This window comes from Burkholderia pyrrocinia (assembly GCF_018417535.1).
Lineage (GTDB): Bacteria > Pseudomonadota > Gammaproteobacteria > Burkholderiales > Burkholderiaceae > Burkholderia > Burkholderia pyrrocinia_E.
Window position 1 is genome coordinate 2,388,111 of record NZ_CP070978.1, and the last position, 21,337, is coordinate 2,409,447.

At 66.4% G+C, this 21,337-nt stretch carries 27 protein-coding genes; 14 read left to right on the forward strand and 13 right to left on the reverse strand.

Going from position 1 to position 21,337, the window contains the following annotated elements:
* Positions 1 to 39 precede the first annotated feature (39 nt).
* The gene (locus tag JYG32_RS28865; RefSeq protein ID WP_174383393.1) at positions 40 to 261 is read right to left on the reverse strand and encodes a hypothetical protein; all 222 of its coding nucleotides are present in this window, start codon (positions 259 to 261) and stop codon (positions 40 to 42) included.
* A gap of 250 nt (positions 262 to 511) precedes the next feature.
* On the opposite strand from JYG32_RS28865, the gene JYG32_RS28870 reads away from it, so the two are divergent.
* Entirely contained in the window at positions 512 to 2,188 is a 1,677-nt protein-coding gene (locus tag JYG32_RS28870; protein ID WP_213265879.1) for an alkaline phosphatase family protein, read from the forward strand.
* 102 nt (positions 2,189 to 2,290) lie between these two features.
* Here JYG32_RS28870 and JYG32_RS28875 read toward each other — a convergent pair whose 3' ends face one another.
* Positions 2,291 to 3,430, reverse strand: coding sequence for a hypothetical protein (locus tag JYG32_RS28875; protein WP_213265880.1), 1,140 nt, complete (start codon positions 3,428 to 3,430; stop codon positions 2,291 to 2,293).
* 165 nt (positions 3,431 to 3,595) lie between these two features.
* On the opposite strand from JYG32_RS28875, the gene JYG32_RS28880 reads away from it, so the two are divergent.
* From JYG32_RS28880 to JYG32_RS28890, 3 genes are all read left to right on the forward strand, one after another.
* Positions 3,596 to 3,790 carry a YqaE/Pmp3 family membrane protein gene (locus tag JYG32_RS28880; RefSeq protein ID WP_047902250.1) on the forward strand — a complete coding sequence of 65 codons (195 nt, stop codon included), beginning with the start codon at positions 3,596 to 3,598 and terminating at the stop codon, positions 3,788 to 3,790.
* Positions 3,791 to 3,909: 119 nt separating this feature from the next.
* Positions 3,910 to 5,226 (forward strand): type II toxin-antitoxin system HipA family toxin, encoded by a 1,317-nt coding sequence (locus JYG32_RS28885; RefSeq protein ID WP_213265881.1) that lies wholly within the window; start codon positions 3,910 to 3,912, stop codon positions 5,224 to 5,226.
* Between the two features lie 14 nt (positions 5,227 to 5,240).
* Positions 5,241 to 5,528, forward strand: coding sequence for a helix-turn-helix domain-containing protein (locus JYG32_RS28890; RefSeq protein WP_213265882.1), 288 nt, complete (start codon positions 5,241 to 5,243; stop codon positions 5,526 to 5,528).
* Positions 5,529 to 5,634: 106 nt separating this feature from the next.
* Here the strand turns inward: JYG32_RS28890 and JYG32_RS28895 are convergent, their stop codons facing one another.
* From JYG32_RS28895 to JYG32_RS28905, 3 genes are read right to left on the reverse strand one after another with little or no spacing between them, the layout of a single operon-like run.
* Positions 5,635 to 5,814: a hypothetical protein gene (locus tag JYG32_RS28895; RefSeq protein ID WP_174383389.1), complete on the reverse strand. Its 180-nt coding sequence runs from the start codon at positions 5,812 to 5,814 to the stop codon at positions 5,635 to 5,637.
* Positions 5,786 to 6,793, reverse strand: coding sequence for a cytochrome d ubiquinol oxidase subunit II (gene cydB / locus JYG32_RS28900; protein ID WP_174383388.1), 1,008 nt, complete (start codon positions 6,791 to 6,793; stop codon positions 5,786 to 5,788). The genes JYG32_RS28895 and cydB overlap by 29 nt, the downstream gene beginning before the upstream one ends.
* A gap of 29 nt (positions 6,794 to 6,822) precedes the next feature.
* The gene (locus JYG32_RS28905) at positions 6,823 to 8,235 is read right to left on the reverse strand and encodes a cytochrome ubiquinol oxidase subunit I (protein WP_174383387.1); all 1,413 of its coding nucleotides are present in this window, start codon (positions 8,233 to 8,235) and stop codon (positions 6,823 to 6,825) included.
* A 493-nt stretch (positions 8,236 to 8,728) separates the two neighbouring features.
* Between JYG32_RS28905 and JYG32_RS28910 the strand changes: the two genes are divergently transcribed.
* The 3 genes from JYG32_RS28910 to ltaE all read left to right on the forward strand — a co-directional run bounded on the left by JYG32_RS28910 (position 8,729) and on the right by ltaE (position 10,731).
* A complete protein-coding gene (locus JYG32_RS28910; protein ID WP_213265883.1) occupies positions 8,729 to 9,055 on the forward strand; it encodes a hypothetical protein in 327 nt (108 codons plus the stop codon).
* 13 nt (positions 9,056 to 9,068) lie between these two features.
* Positions 9,069 to 9,602, forward strand: a complete 534-nt coding sequence (locus JYG32_RS28915) for a YMGG-like glycine zipper-containing protein (protein ID WP_213265884.1) — start codon at positions 9,069 to 9,071, stop codon at positions 9,600 to 9,602.
* A 115-nt stretch (positions 9,603 to 9,717) separates the two neighbouring features.
* On the forward strand, positions 9,718 to 10,731 hold the full coding sequence (ltaE, locus tag JYG32_RS28920; RefSeq protein ID WP_213265885.1) for a low-specificity L-threonine aldolase: 1,014 nt from the start codon (positions 9,718 to 9,720) through the stop codon (positions 10,729 to 10,731).
* A 32-nt stretch (positions 10,732 to 10,763) separates the two neighbouring features.
* Here the strand turns inward: ltaE and JYG32_RS28925 are convergent, their stop codons facing one another.
* The 3 genes from JYG32_RS28925 to JYG32_RS28935 form a co-directional block, all read right to left on the reverse strand.
* Positions 10,764 to 11,672 carry an HTH-type transcriptional regulator ArgP gene (locus JYG32_RS28925; RefSeq protein ID WP_213265886.1) on the reverse strand — a complete coding sequence of 303 codons (909 nt, stop codon included), beginning with the start codon at positions 11,670 to 11,672 and terminating at the stop codon, positions 10,764 to 10,766.
* Positions 11,673 to 11,744: 72 nt separating this feature from the next.
* A complete protein-coding gene (locus tag JYG32_RS28930) occupies positions 11,745 to 12,140 on the reverse strand; it encodes a hypothetical protein (RefSeq protein ID WP_213265887.1) in 396 nt (131 codons plus the stop codon).
* Positions 12,137 to 12,739, reverse strand: a complete 603-nt coding sequence (locus tag JYG32_RS28935; protein ID WP_213265888.1) for a hypothetical protein — start codon at positions 12,737 to 12,739, stop codon at positions 12,137 to 12,139. Before JYG32_RS28935 ends, JYG32_RS28930 begins: the two co-directional genes overlap by 4 nt.
* Before the next feature lie 830 nt (positions 12,740 to 13,569).
* Here JYG32_RS28935 and JYG32_RS28940 point away from each other — a divergent pair.
* The 3 genes from JYG32_RS28940 to JYG32_RS28950 all read left to right on the forward strand — a co-directional run bounded on the left by JYG32_RS28940 (position 13,570) and on the right by JYG32_RS28950 (position 15,937).
* Entirely contained in the window at positions 13,570 to 13,851 is a 282-nt protein-coding gene (locus JYG32_RS28940) for a hypothetical protein (RefSeq protein WP_213265889.1), read from the forward strand.
* Positions 13,852 to 14,080: 229 nt separating this feature from the next.
* Complete coding sequence (locus JYG32_RS28945) at positions 14,081 to 15,151, forward strand: MBL fold metallo-hydrolase (RefSeq protein WP_174383513.1); 1,071 nt, start codon at positions 14,081 to 14,083, stop codon at positions 15,149 to 15,151.
* A gap of 126 nt (positions 15,152 to 15,277) precedes the next feature.
* On the forward strand, positions 15,278 to 15,937 hold the full coding sequence (locus JYG32_RS28950; protein WP_213265890.1) for a glutathione S-transferase family protein: 660 nt from the start codon (positions 15,278 to 15,280) through the stop codon (positions 15,935 to 15,937).
* Between the two features lie 100 nt (positions 15,938 to 16,037).
* On the opposite strand, the gene JYG32_RS28955 is transcribed toward JYG32_RS28950, so the two are convergent.
* Positions 16,038 to 16,730 (reverse strand): phosphatase PAP2 family protein, encoded by a 693-nt coding sequence (locus JYG32_RS28955; RefSeq protein ID WP_174383511.1) that lies wholly within the window; start codon positions 16,728 to 16,730, stop codon positions 16,038 to 16,040.
* Here JYG32_RS28955 and JYG32_RS28960 point away from each other — a divergent pair.
* Positions 16,729 to 16,986 carry a hypothetical protein gene (locus JYG32_RS28960; RefSeq protein ID WP_174383510.1) on the forward strand — a complete coding sequence of 86 codons (258 nt, stop codon included), beginning with the start codon at positions 16,729 to 16,731 and terminating at the stop codon, positions 16,984 to 16,986. The genes JYG32_RS28955 and JYG32_RS28960 overlap by 2 nt on opposite strands.
* A gap of 270 nt (positions 16,987 to 17,256) precedes the next feature.
* Here JYG32_RS28960 and JYG32_RS28965 read toward each other — a convergent pair whose 3' ends face one another.
* From JYG32_RS28965 to JYG32_RS28980, 4 genes are all read right to left on the reverse strand, one after another.
* Positions 17,257 to 17,895, reverse strand: a complete 639-nt coding sequence (locus JYG32_RS28965; protein WP_174383509.1) for a 2-hydroxychromene-2-carboxylate isomerase — start codon at positions 17,893 to 17,895, stop codon at positions 17,257 to 17,259.
* 109 nt (positions 17,896 to 18,004) lie between these two features.
* Entirely contained in the window at positions 18,005 to 18,481 is a 477-nt protein-coding gene (locus JYG32_RS28970; protein ID WP_174383508.1) for an SRPBCC family protein, read from the reverse strand.
* Positions 18,482 to 18,600: 119 nt separating this feature from the next.
* Positions 18,601 to 19,086 (reverse strand): SRPBCC family protein, encoded by a 486-nt coding sequence (locus JYG32_RS28975; protein WP_213265891.1) that lies wholly within the window; start codon positions 19,084 to 19,086, stop codon positions 18,601 to 18,603.
* Positions 19,058 to 19,423 carry an ArsR/SmtB family transcription factor gene (locus JYG32_RS28980; protein ID WP_213267501.1) on the reverse strand — a complete coding sequence of 122 codons (366 nt, stop codon included), beginning with the start codon at positions 19,421 to 19,423 and terminating at the stop codon, positions 19,058 to 19,060. The genes JYG32_RS28975 and JYG32_RS28980 overlap by 29 nt, the downstream gene beginning before the upstream one ends.
* 191 nt (positions 19,424 to 19,614) lie before the next feature.
* Here JYG32_RS28980 and JYG32_RS28985 point away from each other — a divergent pair, with 191 nt between their 5' ends.
* From JYG32_RS28985 to JYG32_RS28995, 3 genes are all read left to right on the forward strand, one after another.
* On the forward strand, positions 19,615 to 20,145 hold the full coding sequence (locus tag JYG32_RS28985) for a GNAT family N-acetyltransferase (protein WP_213265892.1): 531 nt from the start codon (positions 19,615 to 19,617) through the stop codon (positions 20,143 to 20,145).
* Between the two features lie 34 nt (positions 20,146 to 20,179).
* Positions 20,180 to 20,533: a YhfC family intramembrane metalloprotease gene (locus JYG32_RS28990; RefSeq protein ID WP_213265893.1), complete on the forward strand. Its 354-nt coding sequence runs from the start codon at positions 20,180 to 20,182 to the stop codon at positions 20,531 to 20,533.
* A gap of 185 nt (positions 20,534 to 20,718) precedes the next feature.
* A complete protein-coding gene (locus JYG32_RS28995; protein WP_213265894.1) occupies positions 20,719 to 21,297 on the forward strand; it encodes a hypothetical protein in 579 nt (192 codons plus the stop codon).
* Positions 21,298 to 21,337: the final 40 nt, after the last annotated feature.

Here is a 21,337-nt window from a genome sequence, read left to right on the forward strand (position 1 = left end):
CGCCGCGTCCGCACGAGCCGGGCGCGGCGGCGTTTTTTTTCAGCGCGCGGCGATTGCCGGTTCGCGCTTCTCCAGTTCCTTCCTCGCGGCCAGCGGCAGACGCGCGTCGTCCCACTGCGTCAGCCATTCGATTTCCTTCGCGGTGAACACCTGTCCGTAGTTGCGCAGCGCGTATTGCAGCGCGTCGACGACATGATGGCGAATGATTTCGGGGGTACGTGCATCGTCCAGCACGAACCGGAGAGCTTCCAGGGTCGACATACTCGTGCTCCGGGTCAGGGAAAACCCTTTATCACACGCCAATAGTCGTGGGCCAAGCCGAAAAAAAATCCGGTCGTACGGCCCGACGCACGGAGCGGATCGCATTGCGACCGCTTCATGTCACTTGCGTTTGGTTACGTTTGACAGACAACAGAAAGCCTTGCTTCATCCGACCGCCGCACGATCCGGCGATATTTTGCGCGCCTGTTGGCAAGTCACGCAGTTCAACATCAATCGATGAGGTGGGGTGATGATTTCGTTTTTCGGTAAGCAGCGGAAGATGGCGGCGATGGTGGCGGGCGCGCTGGCGCTCGCAAGCGTGGGCGCGCACGCGGCGCAGCAGGACGGCAACAGCCAGGGCGAGGATCGCGGCAATGCGCACCGTGTCGTGAAGCACGTGCTGCTGATCAGCGTCGACGGTCTGCACGAGCAGGATCTCGCGCGCTGCATCGGCGCGAACACGTGCCCGAACATCGCGGTGCTCGCCAAGAGCGGCGTGACGTATACGAATGCGTACACGCCCGGCCTGTCGGATTCGTTCCCGGGCCTCGCGGCACTCGTGACGGGCGGCTCGCCGAAGACGGCCGGCCTGTTCTACGACGTGTCGTATGACCGCAACCTGTATGCGCCGAGCGACACGACCTGCTCGGGCAAGCAGGGCTGGAACGTCGTGTTCGACGAAACGACCGGCATCGACGCGATCAACGGCGGCAAGCTCGTGCACCTCGACGGCGGCGGCGCGTTCAACCCGCAGGCGATCCCGCATGCACGCGTGGGCGGCCAGTGCGTGCCGGTCTATCCGCACAACTACGTGAAGACCAACACGGTGTTCGAAGCCGTGAAGGCCGGCGTGCCGAATGCGCACACCGCGTGGGCCGACAAGCATGCGTGGGGTTACGACTGGCTGAACGGCCCGTCGGGCACCGGCGTCGACGATCTGATGCGCACCGAGATCAACTCGATCGACCCGGCGACGAACACCGACTACACGGACGTCTATTCGCACACCGCGCGCTTCGACAACCTGCACGTGCAGGCGCTGATCAACCAGATCGAAGGCCGCGATTCGACGGGCACGAAGAGCGCGCCGGTGCCGACGCTGTTCGGCGCCGACTTCCAGACGTTGAGCGTCGCGCAGAAGGCGCCGGTCGCGAAGGGCGGCGGGTATCTCGACGCTGACTTCACGCCGAGCGGGCAGGTCGCGAACGCGATCACCTATGTCGACAACTCGATCGGCCATATCGTCGCGGCGCTGAAGCAGGCCAACCTGTACACGTCGACGGCCGTGATCGTGACGTCGAAGCACGGCCAGTCGCCGACCGACCACACGAAGCTCGTAAAGAACGGCGACACGCTGTCGAAGCTGCTCGAAGCGAACAACTACCTCGACTCGAACGGCAACTTCGGCCAGAACAACACGACGACGGGCAACCTGAACGACGGGTCGGGCCTGGTCGGCACGGGCTTCGTGCAGACCGACGACGTCGGCCTGATCTGGCTGCGTGACCGCAGCCAGCGCACGGCCGTGGTGCAGACGCTGAAGGCGAACCTGGGCTGCAACGCGCCGGGAATCTGCGCGGACGGTCCGCAGGCCTACATCCTGTACGGCGCGGCGCTCGCCGACCGGTTCGGCGATCCGGCCAACGGCCGCACGCCGGACATCATCGTCCAGCCGAATCCGGGCGTGATCTACACGTCGAGCACGAAGAAGGATGAAGAGCACGGCGGCAACGCGCCGGACGACAGCCACCTCGGCCTGCTCGTGTCGTATCCGGGCATCCATCGCGCGCGCGCCGTGAACGATCTCGTCGGCACGAAGCAGGTCGCGCCGACGATCCTCAAGCTGCTCGGCGCCGATCCGCGCCTGCTGCATGCGGTCGTGGCCGAGAATACGGGCGTGCTGCCGGGGCTCGGTATCGGGCACTGAGCGGGGCGACATCCCGAAAATCCCCCGCCGCCTCGCGGCGGGGAGCGGGCATGCGGCGCCGGCAGAGGGTTGACGGCGCCGCGCTTGCGAGGACGCCGGTGCTTACTTCGCGAACAGCACCGGCATCATCTGCATCGCGCAGTCGCTCATCCGTTTGCCGATCGCCTGGATTTTCGGGTCGTTGTCGAGCATGAGCCTGTCGCCGGCGCGCTTCATCGCCGAATAGCTGCCGCGCATCGCCGCATAGAGCGGGATCGGCGACGCGTCGCCGGGCCCGCGGCCCTCGAAGAAGCCCGTCGCGGCAAGCGCGTTCAGGTAGTACGTGTAGAGCGCGCCGACGTGGTTTGCCTGTAGCCACGCCATCAACTGTGTCCGTCGGTAGGTCGCGACGAGATCGTCGTTCGGGCGCGCTCCGAGCGCGAGGAAGATCTGCAGCCGCGCGAGCCAGTTGCCCTGGCGCGCGGCTTCTACGAGCGCCTTCCATTGCGCGCGCGTCGTGGAGCCCGGCTCGCGCAAACTGCCCAGGTAGTCAATCACGGCTTGCTGGTCGGGTACCGGGCCGATCTGATCCGGCGATTTGCAGACGAAACGGGACACGTCGATGTCGGCGTCGCCGAGATTGTCGAGCTCGTGCTTGATCTTGCCGTACACATCGTCAAGCTGCTGCTGGACCTTGTCTTTCGACCATTCGGCGGGCAGCGGGCCGAGCCACGCGAGTTCGTCGTCGTTGGCGGCGGCCGCTGCGCGATAGCGGGCGAGCGCAGCGTCGCGACGGGCCCTGGCTGCGTCCTGCTCTGCGCGGTCCTCGTCGGCCCTGCGCTGCGCAACCTTGTCGACCGTGTCCACCGTCTTGACGCAATGTCCGAAATCGGCGCCGCGGCGTGTCCAGCACGCGTCGTCGACCGTGTAGTCCCAGCGGAGATTGACCGTGTCGAGCGAATAGCGCGTCTCGCCCGGCTGCCGGGCGACGGCGGCGCGCCCCTTCGCGTCGGTCACGCCCTGTTGCAGCACCTTGCCGTCGTGCGTGGTCCAGCTATACGGCTCGTCGCTCCATGGCATCTGGTCGCCGCCGTCGCGGCTGAGGCTGAGGTAGTAGCGCGGGGTCTTGTCCGCGGCCGGTGCGGCGGTTGTCGCGCCGGCGATGCAGGATGCGGCGAGCGCGACGGCGGTGCAGCGTTGCCACGTTTTGCCGTGCGCGTAGGCTGACGGCGCGCGATGGTGGCGTACCGGTTTATCGTTCAATGCTCTCTCTCCTTTGTTTTTCTGATTACTTGTCGTTCTGAAACGCGGAAGTGTAGCAGGGGCGCCGATACGGCCCATATCGTGGCGGGCGGCTTGAATTACGCCACCCGCACCGGCATATTCGTCACGCATCACCCGTTCGACGACGCACCGAAAGGATTGTTCATGCGCCTTCTGCTTGCCCTGCTGCTGCCGTGGTTCCAGTTTTTCACGATCGGCCGCCCGATCGCCGGCGTGATCTGCCTGATCCTGCAGCTCACGATCATCGGCTGGCTCCCGGCCGCGATCTGGTCGGTGTATGCGCTGAGCCAGTACAAGACCGATCAAAAGATCGAGGCGGCGCTGCGCGAGCGGCGGTAAGCGGCGGGAGATTCCCCCGACCGCTGCTTCTGGCGTTCAAGAGCAAGATTCCTATTTCAGTAGAAATCTATATAATTCATCTATGGTAAACGGCATGATTTATATAGATTTCTGCTGAAATGAGCGCCTCCTGCACGATCCAGCTCCACGCCGACGGCATTTGGCACGACGTCGGCGTTGTCACCCTGTTCGGCGAGCCCGACGAGGGCTGGCGTGGTCGTGCCTATACGGGTTACGACGTCGAATGGGTCGTCCGGCATCAATTCGCCCGCGATGCGCACGCGATGGCGTGCGGTTTTCCGGTCGATCTCGAGCCGCTGGTGACGCACCACTGGCCGATTTTCCTGATCGATTTGCTGCCGCAAGGCTTCGGTCGTCAGGAACTGTTGCGCCGCCTCGATCTGCCGGAAACAGCCGAGGAGCGTGCCGACTGGCCGTTGCTGCTCGCGGGAGCCGGTAACTCGATCGGCAATCTGCGCGTCAAGGAAGCCGCGCAGTGGCTTGCCGAGCGCCAGGGGCCGCAGCAAGGTTTTACGGACGATGACGTAGCCGCGCGCGGAGACGCATTCAGCGAATATCTCGCCGAACACGGATTCTTCGTCGCAGGCTCTTCGGGCGTGCAGGGCGAGTGGCCGAAGCTGCTGCTGACCCGTGCCGACGACGGACTGCTCTACCTCGATCACACGCTGCCCGACGCGCGCGCGGTCGCACACTACATCGTCAAGTTCGGACGCGGCGCGAACGAGCGTCTTGCACAGATCCTGCGTCATGAAGCACCCTACATGGCATTGGCCCAGCATCTTGGCTTGCGCGTGCATGCGCCGCTGATGCTGCGCGACCGGTCGCTATTCATCCCGCGGTTCGATCGCGCGCGCGTTGACGATAGCGTCGTCCGGTTCGCTCAGGAAAGCATCGCTTCGTTGACGGGTAAAGCCGGCTTCGGTGTCGTGCCGAGTCACGACGAGGTGTGCGGGCATCTCGTACGCCAATGCACGGATCCTCAAGCCGAGGTGGCCGAGTATCTGTGCCGCGACGTCGCGAATCTTGCGTTGGGCAACAAGGACAATCATGCGCGGAACACGGCATTGCAACGCGACTTCGATGGACGCGTTGCCTTGACGCCGCTTTACGACTTCGCACCGATGTATCTGCATCCCGACGGCATTGCACGGCGCATCCGCTGGGAAGGAAATGACGGTGGTCGGCCAGACTGGGCGCGGGTACTCGATGGGGTCGTCCGGTCGAGCGAGCCGCAGGCGGGGGAGGCGCATGCCGCGCTGGATCGCGACGCATTGCGGGCACGGCTGCACGCAATGGCGCCGCGCTTGCAGGAGATCGCCGATCGGGGCGTCGATCTCGGACTGGAGCACGATGTGCATGCGTTCCTGAAACCGGGCATCGAGCGGCTCGCCCGCGAACTGGATGTACTGCGCTAGGCGGGGGCGACACGATGGACAAACGCTATAACGCGATGTCGCTTCCCGAACAGCTTGCGTTGCGGCGGCAAGCGATCGACGACGTTCTCGCGCATCCCGAGTGGTCGCTGCGCGAATCGGTGCGTCATCTGAAGCAGACGATGCGGCTGACGAGCGCCGAGATGGCGAAGCTCGCCGGCGTGTCGACGAAGACGATTCAGGATATCGAGCAGGGCCGCAGCGACGGGACGGTACAGACGATGAACCGCATATTCGGCATGTTGGGATTGAAGCTCGGCGTCGTGCGGCGGGCGCCGCAATAACGCACGCGGAGGAAGCGGCCGCGCATCGCGTATCCATCGGGCGATCGATGCGCGCCGTGCCTGGGCCGCGCGCGCGGCGCGATTGCCCGGCCCAGGCGCCCCGACTTCACTTCACCGCAAACAGCGTCAGGTTCATGAAGATCTTGAACGCATAGCCGAGCGTGACGGCGCCGGCCACGCCGCCCGCCCACAGGACGACGAACCACATCCAGCCGCGCATCCGCGGTCGTGGCGCCTCGGGCGGGCGATCGGCGGAATCAGTGGTGGTAGTAATGCTGGTCTTCATGGCGCACCTTGCCTCGGAATACCCAGTAGCCCATCGTCGTGTAGGCGATGATGATCGGGAGGATAACCGCTGCGCCGACCAGCGTGAAGGTCTGGCTGGAACGCGGCGCCGCCGCTTCCCAGATCGTCATGGTCTGAGGAATCGCATACGGGAACAGCGTGACGAGCAGGCCGACGTAGCCGAGCAGCACGAGCGCGAGCGCAAGCACGAACGGCGTCATGTCGTGCCGGTCGCGTACCGCGCGGCGCATCCACACCGCGCACCCGGCGACCAGGAACGGCACCGGCAGCAGGCGCCAGAACAGCCCCGAATCGAACCAGCGCTGCGCGATGGCCGGATCCTGCAGCGGCGTCCACAGGCTGACCACCGCGATGAAGCCGAGCAGCACGACGGTCAGCGGCCACACGACCCGATGCAGCCGGCGCTGCAGGTCGCCTTCCGTCTTCGCGACGAGCCAGCAGCAGCCGAGCAACGCATAGGTCACGATCAGGCCGAGGCCCGTCAGCAGGCTGAACGGCGTCAGCCAGTCGAACGCGTCGCCCGCGAACACGCCGTCCTTCACGTCGATGCCCTGCAGGAACGCGCCGAGCGCGATGCCCTGGAACAGCGTCGCGCCGGCCGAGCCGCCGATGAACGCGAGATCCCACAGCTGCTTCGTGCGCCGCGCCTTCGCGCGGATCTCGAACGACACGCCGCGGAAGATCAGGCAGACCAGCATGAAGATCAGCGGCAGGTACAGCGCCGACAGCACGGTCGAATAGACGATCGGGAACACCGCGAACAGCCCGGCGCCGCCGAGCACGAGCCACGTCTCGTTGCCGTCCCACACGGGCGCGACCGTGTTCATCATCAGGTCGCGTTCCTTCTCGTCCGGGAAGAACGGGAAGACGATGCCGATGCCGAGGTCGAAGCCGTCGAGCACGACGTACATGAAGAGCCCCAATGCGATGATTGCGGCCCAGATTACGGTGACGTCCATAGGTTTTCTCGTTTGCGGATGGGGTGGGCTCAGACGGTCTCGATCAGCTCGTCGACGGCCGACATCGGGCGGCGCGCGGTGTGATCGGGGCGCGTGTCGGGCGTGTCGTCGTGCTTCGCGTCGGGCAGCGCGGGGCCGGCCTTCATCAGCTTCAGCATGTAGTACACGCCGGTGCCGAACACGAGGAAGTACACGATCACGAACGTCATCATCGACAGGCTGACCTGCTGCACCGACAGCGGCGACACGGCCTGCGCGGTGCGCATCACGCCATACACGACCCACGGCTGGCGGCCCGCTTCGGTCGTCACCCAGCCCGCGAGCAGCGACACGAAGCCGGTCGGGCCCATCACGAGCGCGACGCGCTGGAACCACTTCGATTCGTACAGGCGGCCGCGGCGGCGCAGGAACCACGCGAGCGCGGCGAGGCCGATCATCGCGAAGCCGAGGCCGACCATGATCCGGAAGCTCCAGAACACGACGGTCGAGTTCGGGCGGTCCTCAGGCGGGAAGTCCTTCAGCCCGCGGATCTCGCCGTCCCAGCTATGCGTGAGGATCAGGCTGCCGAGGTGCGGCACCTTCACCGCGTAGCGGGTCGTTTCCGCCTTCATGTCCGGAATCCCGAACAGGTTGAGCGGCGTGCCGCCCTTTTCGGTTTCCCACAGCCCTTCGATCGCGGCGATCTTCGCGGGCTGGTGCTTCAGCGTGTTGATGCCGTGCTGGTCGCCGATCACGGCCTGCAGCGGCGCGAGCACGAGCAGCAGCCACAGCGCCATCGAGAACATCTTCTTCACGCTCTTGTCGCGGCGGCCCTTCAGCAGGTGCCATGCGCCCGTCGCGGCCACGACCAGCGCGGCGACGATGAACGCGGCGATCGCCATGTGGAACAGGCGGTACGGGAACGACGGGTTGAAGATGATCGCGAACCAGTCGGTCGGCACGACGCGGCCGTCGACGATCTCGAAGCCCTGCGGCGTCTGCATCCAGCTGTTCGATGCGAGGATCCAGAACGTCGAGATCAGCGTGCCGACCGCGACCATCAGCGTCGCGCCGAAGTGTGCGCGCGGGCTCACGCGGTTCCAGCCGAACAGCATGATGCCGAGGAAGCCGGCCTCGAGGAAGAACGCGGTCATCACCTCGTACATCAGCAGCGGCCCGGTGACGGCGCCGGCGAAGCTCGAGAAGCCCGACCAGTTGGTGCCGAACTGGTAGCTCATCACGACGCCGGAGACGACGCCCATCCCGAACGCGACCGCGAAGATCTTCGACCAGAACAGACAGAGGGTTTTGTAGTACTGCTTGCCGGTCTTGAGCCAGCGATATTCGAGCACCGCGATGAAGCTGGCGAGGCCGATGCTCAGCGCCGGGAAGACGATGTGAAAGGAGACGGTGAACGCGAATTGCAGGCGGGCCAGATCGAGGGCCGAAAGTGCGGTGTCCATACCAGATGACCGAAGCTGACGATACCCGCCGGCGGGTGCCGGCGGACCCCGGCCGACAGGTGGCGGGGTTGGCTGGAGTATGTGCCGCGATGTTGCACCGCGAAATGCGCCAACTCGTCGCAGATGTCCAGTCCGCCGCGCGCGATTTCGGGATAAATCGTTGATTCGTATCAAGAAGGCCGTTCGCGGCGCGCGAGGCCGCGGCGCGGCGGTCTGACGCACGTGCGTCAATATGGCGCGTCGCGTCATCGGAACGGTTTCGCGCGTGCGCAAGCGGCGTGCCGGGCGCCCTCCGTGCGTCGCCCTGCGCGGCCGATCCGTTTCGACGCGTTAGCCGCGTAATGCGGGCGGCCGTGCGGCAGGCGGGGTCTGTCACATTGGTAACGTCGCGCAACATTCGCGCGTTCGCCGGTAATGGCTGCCGGATCGCGCGCGGCGTAGCGTTCGGGGTGTCGGGTTCGCATCGACGAACCGGTCTGCCGGAGAACGTGACGTGAATGGAATGAAGCTCGCGCTGGGCGCGGCGGCCGCGGTGGCGCTCGCGACGGGCGGCGTGGCGCATGCCGCCCGGGTCGGGGTCTACATCGGCCCCGGCTACCCGTATTACTACCCCGTCGTCCCCGCGCCGTATTACTACCCGCCGCCCGTCGTCGCGGTGCCCGTCGATCCCGGCCCGCCGCCCGAGTACGTCGAGAAGGGGCAGCCGCAGGACGATCGCGACGCGAACCTCTGGTACTACTGCGACGCGTCGAAGCATTACTACCCGTATGTGAAGACCTGCAAGTCGGGCTGGCGATCGGTGCCGGCGCGGCCGCAGTGACGGAGGCGCGACGATGAAATCCGCATTCAGATCCTGGCGCGTGCCGGCCGTACTGGCACTGGCCGGCCTCCTTGGCGCGTGCGCGTACCTGCCGACCGGGCCGAGCGTGATGGCGCTGCCCGGCACCGGCAAGTCGTTCGACCAGTTCCGCGCCGACGACGGAAGCTGCCGCCAGTACGCATTCGAGCAATCGGGCGGCGTGAGTGCCGGGCAGGCATCGACCGCGAGCGCGGTCGGCAGCGCGGCCGTCGGCACCGCGCTCGGCGCGGCGGCCGGCGCCGCGTTCAACGGCGGTACCGGTGCGGCCGTCGGCGCCGGTGCGGGGCTGCTCGCGGGCAGCGTCGTCGGCGCGGGCGCCGCGCAGGGCTCGGCCTACGACATCCAGCGCCGCTACGACTACGCGTACCTGCAATGCATGTATGCGACGGGCAACCGCGTGCCGGTGCCCGGCGGAATGAGCGGCGGTGGCGGCGGATATGGCGGGGGCGCGCCGCGCGCGGCGCCGCCGATGCCGCCGGCGGGTGTCCAGCCGCCGCCGCGGTATTGACGGGAGCGTTCGTCCGGCGCGTCGGCATGCGCTGCGTGAATTGCGTACACTCTGAGTTTCGTTTCGGCAGGGCCGGGCGCATCGGTTCCGGTCCGCGTTCACTCAGGGCACGAAGATGATCGATTTACGCAGCGATACCGTGACACGTCCGAGCCAGGCGATGCTGGCCGCGATGACTGCCGCCGAAGTCGGCGACGACGTATGGGGCGACGACCCGACCGTGCTGCGCCTGCAGGCGGTTTCGGCCGGGCGGACCGGCAAGGAAGCCGGCCTGTTCTTTCCGAGCGGCACGCAGAGCAACCTCGCCGCGCTGATGTCCCATTGCGAGCGCGGCGACGAGTACATCGTCGGCCAGCTCGCGCATACCTACAAGTACGAAGGCGGCGGCGCCGCCGTGCTGGGCAGCATCCAGCCGCAGCCGATCGAGAACGCGCCGGACGGCACGCTGCCGCTCGCGAAGATCGCCGCGGCGATCAAGCCGATCGACAATCACTTTGCCCGCACGCGCCTGCTCGCGCTCGAAAACACGATCGGCGGTCAGGTCCTGCCGGAAGCTTATGTGCAGGAAGCCGTCGCGTTCGCGCGCAGCCGCGGGCTGTCCACGCACCTCGACGGCGCACGCGTATGCAACGCGGCCGTCGCGTCGGGCCGTCCGATCGCGGAGCTGTGCGCACCGTTCGACAGCGTGTCGATCTGTTTTTCGAAAGGGCTCGGCGCACCGGTCGGCTCGGTGCTGGTCGGCAGCCGTGCGCTGATCGAGCGTGCGCAGCGCTGGCGCAAGGTGCTCGGCGGCGGGATGCGGCAGTCGGGCATTCTCGCGGCGGCGTGCCTGTATGCGCTCGACCACAACGTCGAGCGGCTCGCGGACGATCACGCGAACGCCGCGCATCTCGCGGATGGCCTCGCGCGCATCGAAGCCGTGAAGGTGCTGTCGCATGCGACGAACATGGTGTTCGCGCAATTCCCCGAAGCCGATTGTGCGCCGCTCGAGGCGTGGCTCAAGGCGCGCGGGATCCTCACGCAGATGCTGTACGCGTCGCGCTTCGTCACCCACTGCGACGTGTCGCGCGCGGACATCGACACGTTCCTCGGCGCGGTCGGCGCGTATTTCTCGCAGCGGCGCGCGTAACCGCCACGAGCCGGGCTCGTCATCGGCTCATGTCATTTCGGCAGCGGCGCGAGCAACCGGCGCGCTGCCTCGACGACCCGCGCGGACAGCGACGCCATCGTCGGCGACTGCACGGTCCACGCGTGCCAGTACAGCGTGACGTCGGTCGGATGCGCGGGTGCGAGATCGACGAGCCCCTGCGCGTCGAGCGGCGCGGTACCGATCAGCGGCTCCGGCACCATCGCGTAACCGAGCCCGTGCTGCACCGCCGCGAAGTGCGAATGGGTGCCCGGCACGTAGTGGCACGGGTACGCGCCTTCGGGCAATCCGAACTTCTCCTTCAGGAACGACGACTGCAGCGTGTCGCGCCGCGAATACGCGACGACGGGCGCCTTGCGCGCGCTCGCGCGGTTCAGCCCGCGCGGAAACCAGCGGACCGCGAACGCGGCGGCCGCGAGCAGCCGGTAGCGCATCGTGCCGAGCGGCGTCGCGATGCAGCCGCGCATCGGCTTCGGTTCGGTCGTCACGCAGCCGACCGCCATCCCGCTTTCGAGCAGCGCGAACGTGTGGTCCTGATCCTCGACGATCAGCTCGAACAGGATTCGCTCGCCCGCGAGCACGGAGGTCAGCGCGGGCAGGAACCACGTGCCGAGGCTGTCGGCGTTCAGCGCGATCGTCACCGAGATCGGCGATTCGCGCTCGGTCGCGAGCGTGCTTTGCAGGTCGGCCTGCAGCAGCGCGACGCGGCGCAGGTGCTGCAGCACGCGCTGCCCGGCCATCGTGGGGCGGCACGGGCGCGTGCGCAACACGAGCGGCGTGCCGAGGCTCGCCTCCAGCGCGCGGACCCGCTGCGTGACGGCGGATGCGGTCACGTGCAGGCGCACGGCCGCCTGCTCGAAGCTGCCCGTGTCGGCGACGGCCAGCAGCGCGGCGGCCTGCTTCGGATCGATCGTCAGCGACATGGTTCAGATGAAACGAGACAGATTGTGATGTTCAAAACGATGAAGCCCTGCTAGTCATGGCGTTGCGGCCGATTATGACGCGTGGCGATCAATTGTGAAATGGAACTCGGTCATGCCTTGGGACCAAACCGTGACCGATTCGGCATGTTGTGCCAGATGGTCTGGCGCAAGGTGCTCGCGCGGATTTCCCATTCGGCTTGCCCGCATGATCTCTTTGTCGATCTTGTTCGACAAGCGGCGCAGCGGGGCGCTGTATTTCAACGTGTCGGCGTGTTCGAGGTACGCGATCGCGCGCGTGGCGTCGCCGGTACCTGTTCGATGTCCAGGGAGAAACAGCCGCGCCGGCTCCGGCGAGTGCACGCGTGCACCCGAAAATTCGGGATCCGACGCTGGCCAAAGCGCGGAATGTGCGAAGACAGAATGCGCACTGCCGCGAGCAGTGCGCATCCCTCGGGTGTCGGCGATCAATAGGCCGCCACGTTTTCGGTATTCCGTCGTTCAACGGGCGTCCTGGATTTCGCCACTGCCGTGATAAACAACATGGCGGCGATTCCACTCGCAACCAGTGCCGGGTAAGCCGCCAGGATCTGGATCAATGAATACTTCCAGCTCAATGGGCGCCCGACGCCAAGCATTGCCGCATAGAACCACGAGACGGCGGAAATCACGCCCGCGAAAATGGCAACCATGCGCCGTTCGAAGGAAAGCTTCAGCAAGGATCCCGCCTTCTGCAATGCCGGGAGGACCGCGGAGTGCAAAGCGATACCGTTGAAGGTCAGCAACGCGACGATGCCAATCTTGGCCTGCAGCTTGGGATTGCCGAGATACCCGAGACCCTGAGTCCGCATATCGAACGCAATGATCGCGATGCCGGTGATCCAAAGCACCATCAGCGCCAACGTGACGGTGCGCTGCAGGCTGGGCAGGTGGACCTGGGCAAGATCGGTAGGCGCGTCAGAATCCAACAGTCGCCTGACCATGGCAATGTCACTGGTCAGCACGAGACCAATCGCGACACAGCAGGCTATGAGATGAACAAAGACGATTCCCATTCGTACGAATTCCATTTTCTGTCCTTTTTCGGCGCGTTGCGCAAAGTTGAGTTGTACCGTCGCAAATCTGGGTGAATCTTGGCGATACATTAGGAGTACGACGCAAATATAAAAATGCGACCGTGGATTCCACTATCAAGCTGGCTCCAGTTCGGCATGACATGAACAACTCGGCGAGCCCACTACGGCGCGTCGGGTCCCAACGGGCTGCATGTAGTCGAATCGATACCCATTGCGAGTTCGATCGCTTGATCAAGCCCGCACAGCGTGCAGGCTTGCAGTGTCGGATGGCTGGCCACCCAGGTATCCGGCATGTCGCGATTTGTAGAATGAAACGTCGCCCAACTGCCGGATGCTGCCGGACGACCCGCGAAATTTAAAACAGCAGGCCGCGACGAATCAACCCGACTTGTTACGAAATGCAAAGAGCGTAACGAGCGAGAAATCGGGTGGGAGAACGGTCCGACCCTTGCGCGAATTCCGCCATCTGGAGTATGCCGAATTGTTCTGACTTGGATTCGGACACTGATCGATGAGTCACTTCATTTTACATTTGATCGATAAATACTAAAGGGGTCGCAGTTCACAATGCACGTTGCGAAACTTTTATATGTTGAATAGAGAAATTTCGGACACTCAGAATAATATCGAGCATCGTTTTTTTCAGACGAAACGCCGCCAGCATCGGGCATTGATGCACCGGCGAGCACCTGAAAATCTGCGCGGTTTGCTGGGAGATCTCCCGTCTCTTCCTTCGCGTCGCGCCGTCTTGCTCGGTTGAGCGTCGGAACTACCGGTACCGGTGGAAATGAAGAAGCTGCTCGAGTCGAAACGACCAAAATCGGATGACCCGGATTTTTTGGAAAAAAACAGAACAAGAAATCGAAGTGGATTGTGCTGTCGATTGGAGGAAGATCACATACGACCGGCAGCAGGTAAAAATCGCAGACGTCAAAAATGCAAAATACTCTGATCGCCCGGAGTCAAGCCCGCGCTTTGTGAGTGTAAGGCAGCGCGCGCCGCCGTCCGGGCGCGGCGAATCGTCCCTCCGTGCGCCATTCGTCATCGGAATCGGTTGCGATGTGTGGGATGCCGGCAGCGCATGCATTTTGATCTACGCTATATGAATGCGCGAAACGCGGCAGGTGCGATGCCGGTTGTCCGGCGACGATGTCATCATGCCGACGTCGATGCCGGACGACGATGCGCAGCAGACGTAGCCGTGAGCTTCCGGATCATGCGGCGCGGCAGGCATACGGACGGGGCGGCACTCGTGCTCGCGCACACGCGCGTCGGTGACGCACGGCACGTGGGCCATACAACACCAACCTGAACAGGCGACGGAGCGACTTCGCGATGATCTTCCGGCAACTTTTCGACCCGCAATCGTCGACTTACACGTATCTGCTCGCCGACCGCACGTCGCGCGAAGCGCTGCTGATCGATCCGGTGTTCGAGCAGGTGCGCCGCGACGTGGCGCTGCTCGACGAGCTCGGGCTGCGGCTCGTCGCGACCGTCGACACGCATGTGCACGCCGATCACGTGACGGGCGCGTGGCTGCTGAAGCAGCGCACGGGCAGCACGATCGCGATCTCGGCCGCGAGCGGCGCGCAGGGCGCCGACCGCTACCTGAACGACGGCGACCGCTGCGCATTCGGCTCGCGCTACCTGACCGTGCGCGCGACGCCCGGCCACACGAGCGGCTGCATCAGCCTCGTGCTCGACGACGAATCGATGGCGTTCACCGGCGATTGCCTGCTGATCCGCGGCACGGGCCGCACCGACTTCCAGCAGGGCGACCCGCGCGCGCTGTATCGCGCGGTGCACGGGCGGCTCTTCACGTTACCCGCCGCGTGCCTGCTGTATCCCGCGCACGACTATCGCGGGCTCACGGTGACGAGCGTCGGCGAGGAGCGGCGCTTCAATCCACGCCTCGGCGGCGATCTCAGCGAAGACGATTTCGCCGGCTACATGCGCAACCTCGGGCTCGCGCACCCGCGCCAGATCGACGTCGCGGTGCCGGCGAACCTGCAGTGCGGCGTCGCCGCGAACGCGCCCGATGCGCAGGCGGGGCCCGACTGGGCGCCGCTCGTCTATACGTTCGCCGGCTTCTGGGAAATCGATCCGCAGTGGCTCGAGGATCATCTGTCGGCGGTGCAGGTCGTCGACGTGCGCGAGCCTGACGAATTCACGGGCCCGCTCGGCCACCTGCCCGGCGCGGCGCCGATTCCGCTCGGCGAGTTGGCCGCGCGCACCGGCGAGATCGCGCGCGACCGGCCGGTCGTGACCGTGTGCCGGGCCGGCGGGCGGTCCGCGCAGGCGAACGTGATCCTGCAGAAAGCCGGCTTCGATGCGGTCGCGAATCTCGGCGGCGGGATGCTGCGCTGGCGCGCCGAAGGGCGCGTCGTGATGGACGGCCGGTCGTAGCGTCCCGAGGCCGCGCAAAAAAATTTCCGGACCGATGTCGAAACGGCCGGGCGCCGTTCGTCGTCAAGGTATCCGAGATCATGTGGCGCCGCATGACGCGGCGCCGAAACCCTGAGAGACCACGCGATGATGCCGACGCTTTACGCCCATCCCTTTTCGTCCTACTGCCAGAAAGTGCTGACCGCGCTGTACGAGAACGGCACGCCGTTCGAGTATCGCGTGCTCGCGCACGACGATCCGAAGCCGATGCAGGAACTGACCGCGCTGTGGCCGCTGAAGCGGTTTCCGGTGCTCGTCGATGCGGGCCGTACCGTGGTCGAGGCGTCGATCATTATCGAGTATCTCGGCCTCAACCATCCGGGCCCGGTGCGCCTGCTGCCCGACGATCCGCACGCGGCGCTCGAGGTGCGGATGATGGATCGCTTCTTCGACAACTACGTGTCGACGCCGCAGCAGAAGGTCGTGCACGACGCGCTGCGGCCGGAAGCCGAGCGCGATGCGCGCGGCGTTGCCGATGCGCGCGCGATGCTCGATACGTCGTATGCGTGGCTGGACCAGAAGATGGCCGATCGCGAATGGGCAGCCGGCGAGCGCTTCAGCCTCGCCGATTGCGGCGCGGCACCGTTCCTGTTCTACGCGGACTGGACGCACCGGATCGATCCGTCGTTCGCGAACGTGCTCGCGTACCGCAAGCGTCTGCTAGCGCGGCCGTCGTTCGCGCGAGCGGTCGACGAGGCGCGGCCGTTTCGCTCGTTCTTTCCGCTCGGCGCGCCCGATCGAGATTGATTTGCGCAACCGTCGCGCGGCGCGCGGCCGCCGCGCATGGCCGGCAGCGCGTGCCGGGGCGACGGAAAGAAAGCAGCGGGAGCATCGCGGCGCGTGCCCGTCACATCGTGTGCGTAGCCGACTGCGCGAGCGTCAGCAGTTCGTCGAACTGCGTGATCAACTCGAAGCACAGCAGGAACGCGAGCGTGTAGGCCGGCGCAGGGAAGCGCCGGATCATCGCCAGCACCTGCGGCGCGAAGCGCGACCGGATCGCGTCGCGCGTCAGCAGCCACGCGATCGCGATGCCGATCGCGGCGCCCGCGATCAGGTCGGTCGGGTAGTGAAAGCCGAGATACGCGCGCGGCAGGCAGATGAATACGACGGAATACAGCAGCGCGAGCACGCCGACGCGGCGCGCGATGATGAAGATGCCGGTCGCGATCGCCATCCACAGCATCGCGTGATCGCTCGGAAACGAACTCCACGTCTGCAGCGTTGCCGCGCGCAGTCCGGCCGACGGAAAGTGCAGGTGCAGGTCGGGGTTGTAGATCGGCCGTACGCGGAACGGCAGCACCTGCGCGAGCAGCCGGCCGAATGCGAGCGCGATGAGCCCGCTCGCGACCGTCGCGATAACCAGCTCGCGTTGCCGCTCGCGGTCCGGGCCCGGCTGGAACCAGAGCCAGCACAGCACGGGGATGAGCACGAAGCCCTTGAACGTGTACAGGCCGGCGACCACGCGGATCACGTGATTCATCAGCGGGCCGAACGTCATGTGGGTGAGGAAGAGCTGGATCGTGGTGTCGAAATTGTTCATGTTCTGTGCCCCCTCGGACGCGCAACGCATGACGTGCGGCCGGCAGGATCTGGAAGCGCGCTCGCACTGGAGCGCAACGGGGGGCAAGTATGTCACCCGTTATTTCGAAGAAAATGCGAAAAAATACCGGGAATCCCCTGATAAAACGGGGCTGTGTGGTGGGGCCGGATGGGAGAGCGCCGGGCGGCGGGGCAGAATCGAATCGTCCGACGTTTGTGCGTCGATGCACACGGTCGCCGGAAAAATATTTGGTTGAACTGGACAATTCCGCAGGCCGGTGCGGACCTTGCGCCGGATGAACGAATGCGGGTTATGCCCGGTGCGAATCTGTCAGGCCGCGCACCGCGATGCATGCGCCGGTCGAAAATAAAAGAAAAGGCGGGCAAGCCCGGTGGGCCTGTCCGCCTCGTCCGACCGACGCGCTTGCGCGGTTCGTCGCGATGATGCGCGAGGCCTTGCGGGGCGCGTCGAAGGGCGCGACGTCCGACGCAGGAGAAGACGGAAGCGCCGGATGGCGGCTGAGCCGTCAGCCGCGCCGGATCCCTTCGGGCAGCGCGCTGATGCGGCGCACCTCGGGCGAGTCGAGCCATGCGCGCGACGTGGCGCAGTCGGCGAACATGTCGGTCGCATCCTCGCCCCAGAACAGGTCGCCGTCGAGTTCGAAGGTTGGCACGCCGAATACGCCATGCGCGATCGCGTGGTCGGTGTTTGCGCGCAACGCGTCCTTCACCGGCTGTGCTTCGACGGCCGTCACGCCTTCCGGAAATCCGACGGCTTCGCAGAGCGCGGCGAAGCCCTCCGGCGTCGACACGTCATGGCCGTCGCGCCAGATATGCCGGAAGATCCGCTGGATCGCATCGAGCGAACTGCCCATCGCGATCGCGAGGCGCAGCGGCTTGATCGGGTTGAACGGGTGTGCCGGCGGCATCCGGAACGGGATGCCGAGTTTGTCCGCGCGGTATTGCGCGTGGCGATAGGTGAAGACGCGCTTCGCCGCGATCTCGGCCGGCGCTTTCTGGCCCCAGTGCGCGAGCAGCGCGCCGAGCACGATCGGCCGCGGCTCGAACGCCGCGGCGGGCGGCAACCGGTCGAACCGTTCCTGCTGCAGGTAGGCGAACGGCGAAACGAAATCGAAATACCAGGTGGCGGTGCGCGCGGCGTTCATCGCGAGAGTCTCCTCGTGCGGGTCCGGATGGATCGGGTGCGGGCCAGTGTCGCACGCAGCGGCGTTTCGCGCTGTCGCGCTGCATTCCCGTCGCCGGCGCGAACGGCTGCTACGCGGTTTCCACCAGCGCCGCGAGCTTCGCCAGCGCCATGCGCCAGCCGGTCTCGTTGTCGGCGGCCGGCACGCCGGGCGGCACCCCGTCGTGCACGGCGTCCACGCGCGTGCCGCCCGCTTCGTCGGACAGCGTGATCGTGATCGTCATTGCGCCGCGCAGCATCGGATCGTCGGTCTCGAACACGTCGATCTCGACGATCCGCTCGTCCGGCACGAGCGTGACGAAGCGGCCGTGATAGGTATCGGTGCGCGCGGTGGTCTTGCCGGTGCCGGCCGACGGCGCGTCGTAGCTCAGCGATACGCGCAGCGCGCCGCCTTCACGCGCATCGAACGCGTCCACGCGGCACGTCATGCCGTCGGGCACCTTCCATTGCTCGACCGCGTGCGGATCGAGCAGCGCGCGGTAGACGCGCCCCCGCGGTGCGTTCAGGTGCCGGCTGACCCGGGTCGAATGTGTGTGCGTCTGCAACATTTCGCCTCCCGCGGAGCGCGCGCGACGGTGCACGCCGGATGCCGGCGTGTCGTCACGCTTCCTTCAGGAATCGTAGGCGCGGGCGCGGCGGCATGCAATGACCGCGCACACGCCCGCGGTCAGCGCAGCGTGGCCGCGAATGCGTCGAGCTGCGTGATGCATATGTTCCAGCCCTCGAAGAAGCCGAGTGCTTCGTGGCGCTCGCGCGTCGCGGCATCGGGGTGCATCACGCGCGCCTCGTAGCGGCTGCCCGCATCGTCGTCCGCCATCGTGACGATCGCCGTGAAGCCCATCCACGGCACCTGCGGGCGCCAGCCGCCGGCGAGCATCGACGTGAACGCGATGCGCGCTTCCGGCACGATTTCAAGGAAGCAGCCGGGATTGTCGCTCGTGCCGCCATCGGGGCCGCGCATGAACGTGTGGAAGGCGCCGCCCGGCCGCAGGTCGAACGCGCGCACCTCGGTGGTCCACGGCTTCGGGCACCACCATTCCTTGAGCAGTTCGGGGTCGGTCCAGGCACGCCACAGCGCGTGGCGCGGCGCGCGCAGCGTGCGTGTGATGACGAGATCGTGGGCTTCAGCGGGTTCGACGTGGTTGGCTGGCATCTTGCTCCTCCTGATGGCGGCGTTCGACGAATTCGACGAGACGATCGGATCGCGCTTCCCACAGCGCGCGCTGCGCGGCGAGCCATTCCTCGGCCTCGGTCAGCCGGCTGCCGACCAGCACGCAGGTGCGCGAGCGGCCGGTTTTGCGGGTCTGGACGAGGCCGCTGCGCTCGAGCACGGCGACATGCTTCATGAACGACGGCAGCGCCATGTCGAACGGCGCGGCCAGCGCGGAGACGGTCCGCTCGCCCTGGCCGAGCGCGCTGACGATCGCGCAGCGCGTCGGGTCGGCGAGGGCGTGGAATACGTCGCTGATGCCGGGTTGAAAGTTAGCCATGTGGCTAAGTATAGGCGATGCAGCGGACAATTTCGTCGCGTAGGATGATGGGGCGGTAACACGCGCCAACCTGCGCCGCGTTGCCGGACGCCTGCCGCCGTTGTGCAAGCCTAGACGGCCGGCCGGCGTTCTTTCCAATCCGGGCGTATGACGAACGAACGCGTGCCGCCCGGCCGACTACCGGAGATGGCATGACCGAACCTGTTACCGTCCGCCGCATCAGCGCGCGCGACGCGAGGGCCTGCGTCGACGCGCTGGCCGACGTACTGATCGATTGCGTCGAGGGCGGCGCGTCCGTGAGTTTCATGTTGCCGATCGAGCGGCCGACCGCCGTCGCGTTCTGGACGCGCGTGGCCGAGGGCGTGGAGAACGGCGAGCGCATCCTGCTCGTCGCCGAGGACGCCGAAGGCCGGATCGTCGGCACCGTGCAGGTCGTGACCGCGCAGCCCGAGAACCAGCCGCATCGCGCGGACATCGCGAAGATGCTGGTGTCCCGGCACGCGCGCCGGCAGGGCGTCGCCGCGCGGCTGATGGCGGCGGCCGACGCAGCCGCGCGCGCCGCCGGCAAGACCGTGCTCGTGCTCGACACCGTGACGGGCGGCGACGCCGAGCGGCTGTACGAGCGGGCCGGCTGGCAGCGCGTCGGCGTCGTGCCGAACTTTGCGTTGATGCCCGACGGCGCGCTCTGCGCGACGACGTTCTTCCACAAGCAACTCGCGTAGCGGCGCGCGTCCGCGTCGCTCATCGGCATCCACCGTGCATCCCGTCGCCCCGGCTCTCCTGTTCGTCACGCTCGCGGCCGGTGTCGTCGCGCTGCTCGTGCCTGCGTTGCTTGCGGCCGCATGGCGACGCCGCACGCAGGCACCGTTGCGCGTGTTCTTCTACGGCATGCTGACCTTCTTCGTGTTCCAGCCGGTGCTGCGCATGTCGTGGCAGGTTCCGCTGTATCGCTGGCTTGCTCACGACCCGCGCTGGCCTGGTCGAGGCGATCCTGTTCGCGCGCACCGGGCACGCCGCGTGATGTGCGTCGCCCGTTTCAGCCATGCGCGGCGAGGCTCGGTCGCCGGATCGCCGGCCGGTCTCCGGTTCGCCGCCGGCCGGCGAAGCTGAAGGCCATGCGGTCGTGACGATGGCGATGCCGGCGAGCGCAGGGACCTGTCCCCGGTCGCGCCGCGAGTCGAGAGCCGGGCGGCGTCGGAAGCCGGTCAGAAAGAAAAGCGGGGCCGGCAACCGTGCCGGTCCGATATATTCACGCAGGAAGAACTCCAACAAAACGCTACGGACCCGCCGCCTCGATGAAACGCTCCCATGTCGCTTTCGCCCTCACGGGCCTGCTCGTCGCGCTGCCGATTGCCGCGTATGCGCTCGTCAAGCCGCTGCGTATCGTCGCGCCCGCGCTGATCCCCGGCGTGTCCTGCCCGAGCGCCGACATCTGCACGGACGATGCCGCGAAGCTCGGCGACGCGCAGCAGCTCTATCGCGACGGCTATGCGCGCGCGGCGGCGGCTGTCGGCGGGTTCCACGCCGTGCCGCGCATCGTGTTCTGTTCGACGCGCGCGTGCGCCGACGCATTCGGCCTCGGCCAACGCGCGGCGCTGACGCTCGGCAATTTCGGCGTGGCCGTGGCGCCGCGCGGTTGGCAGACCTACTTTCTCGCGCACGAGCTGATCCATCACCGTCAGGCCGAAGTGCTCGGCAACCTGGCCGTCGCGACCAAGCCGCGCTGGCTGATCGAAGGGATGGCGTATTCGCTCAGCGACGATCCGCGCCATCCGCTGACCGAGCCGTTCGAATCGTGGCGCACGCGTTTCGATGCGTGGCATGCGGCGCTGGGCGGGCAGCCGCTGTGGGATGCCGCGCGGGCGGTCGAATAGCGCAGAAGCGCAGAAGCGCAGGAAGCGCAGGAAGCGCAGG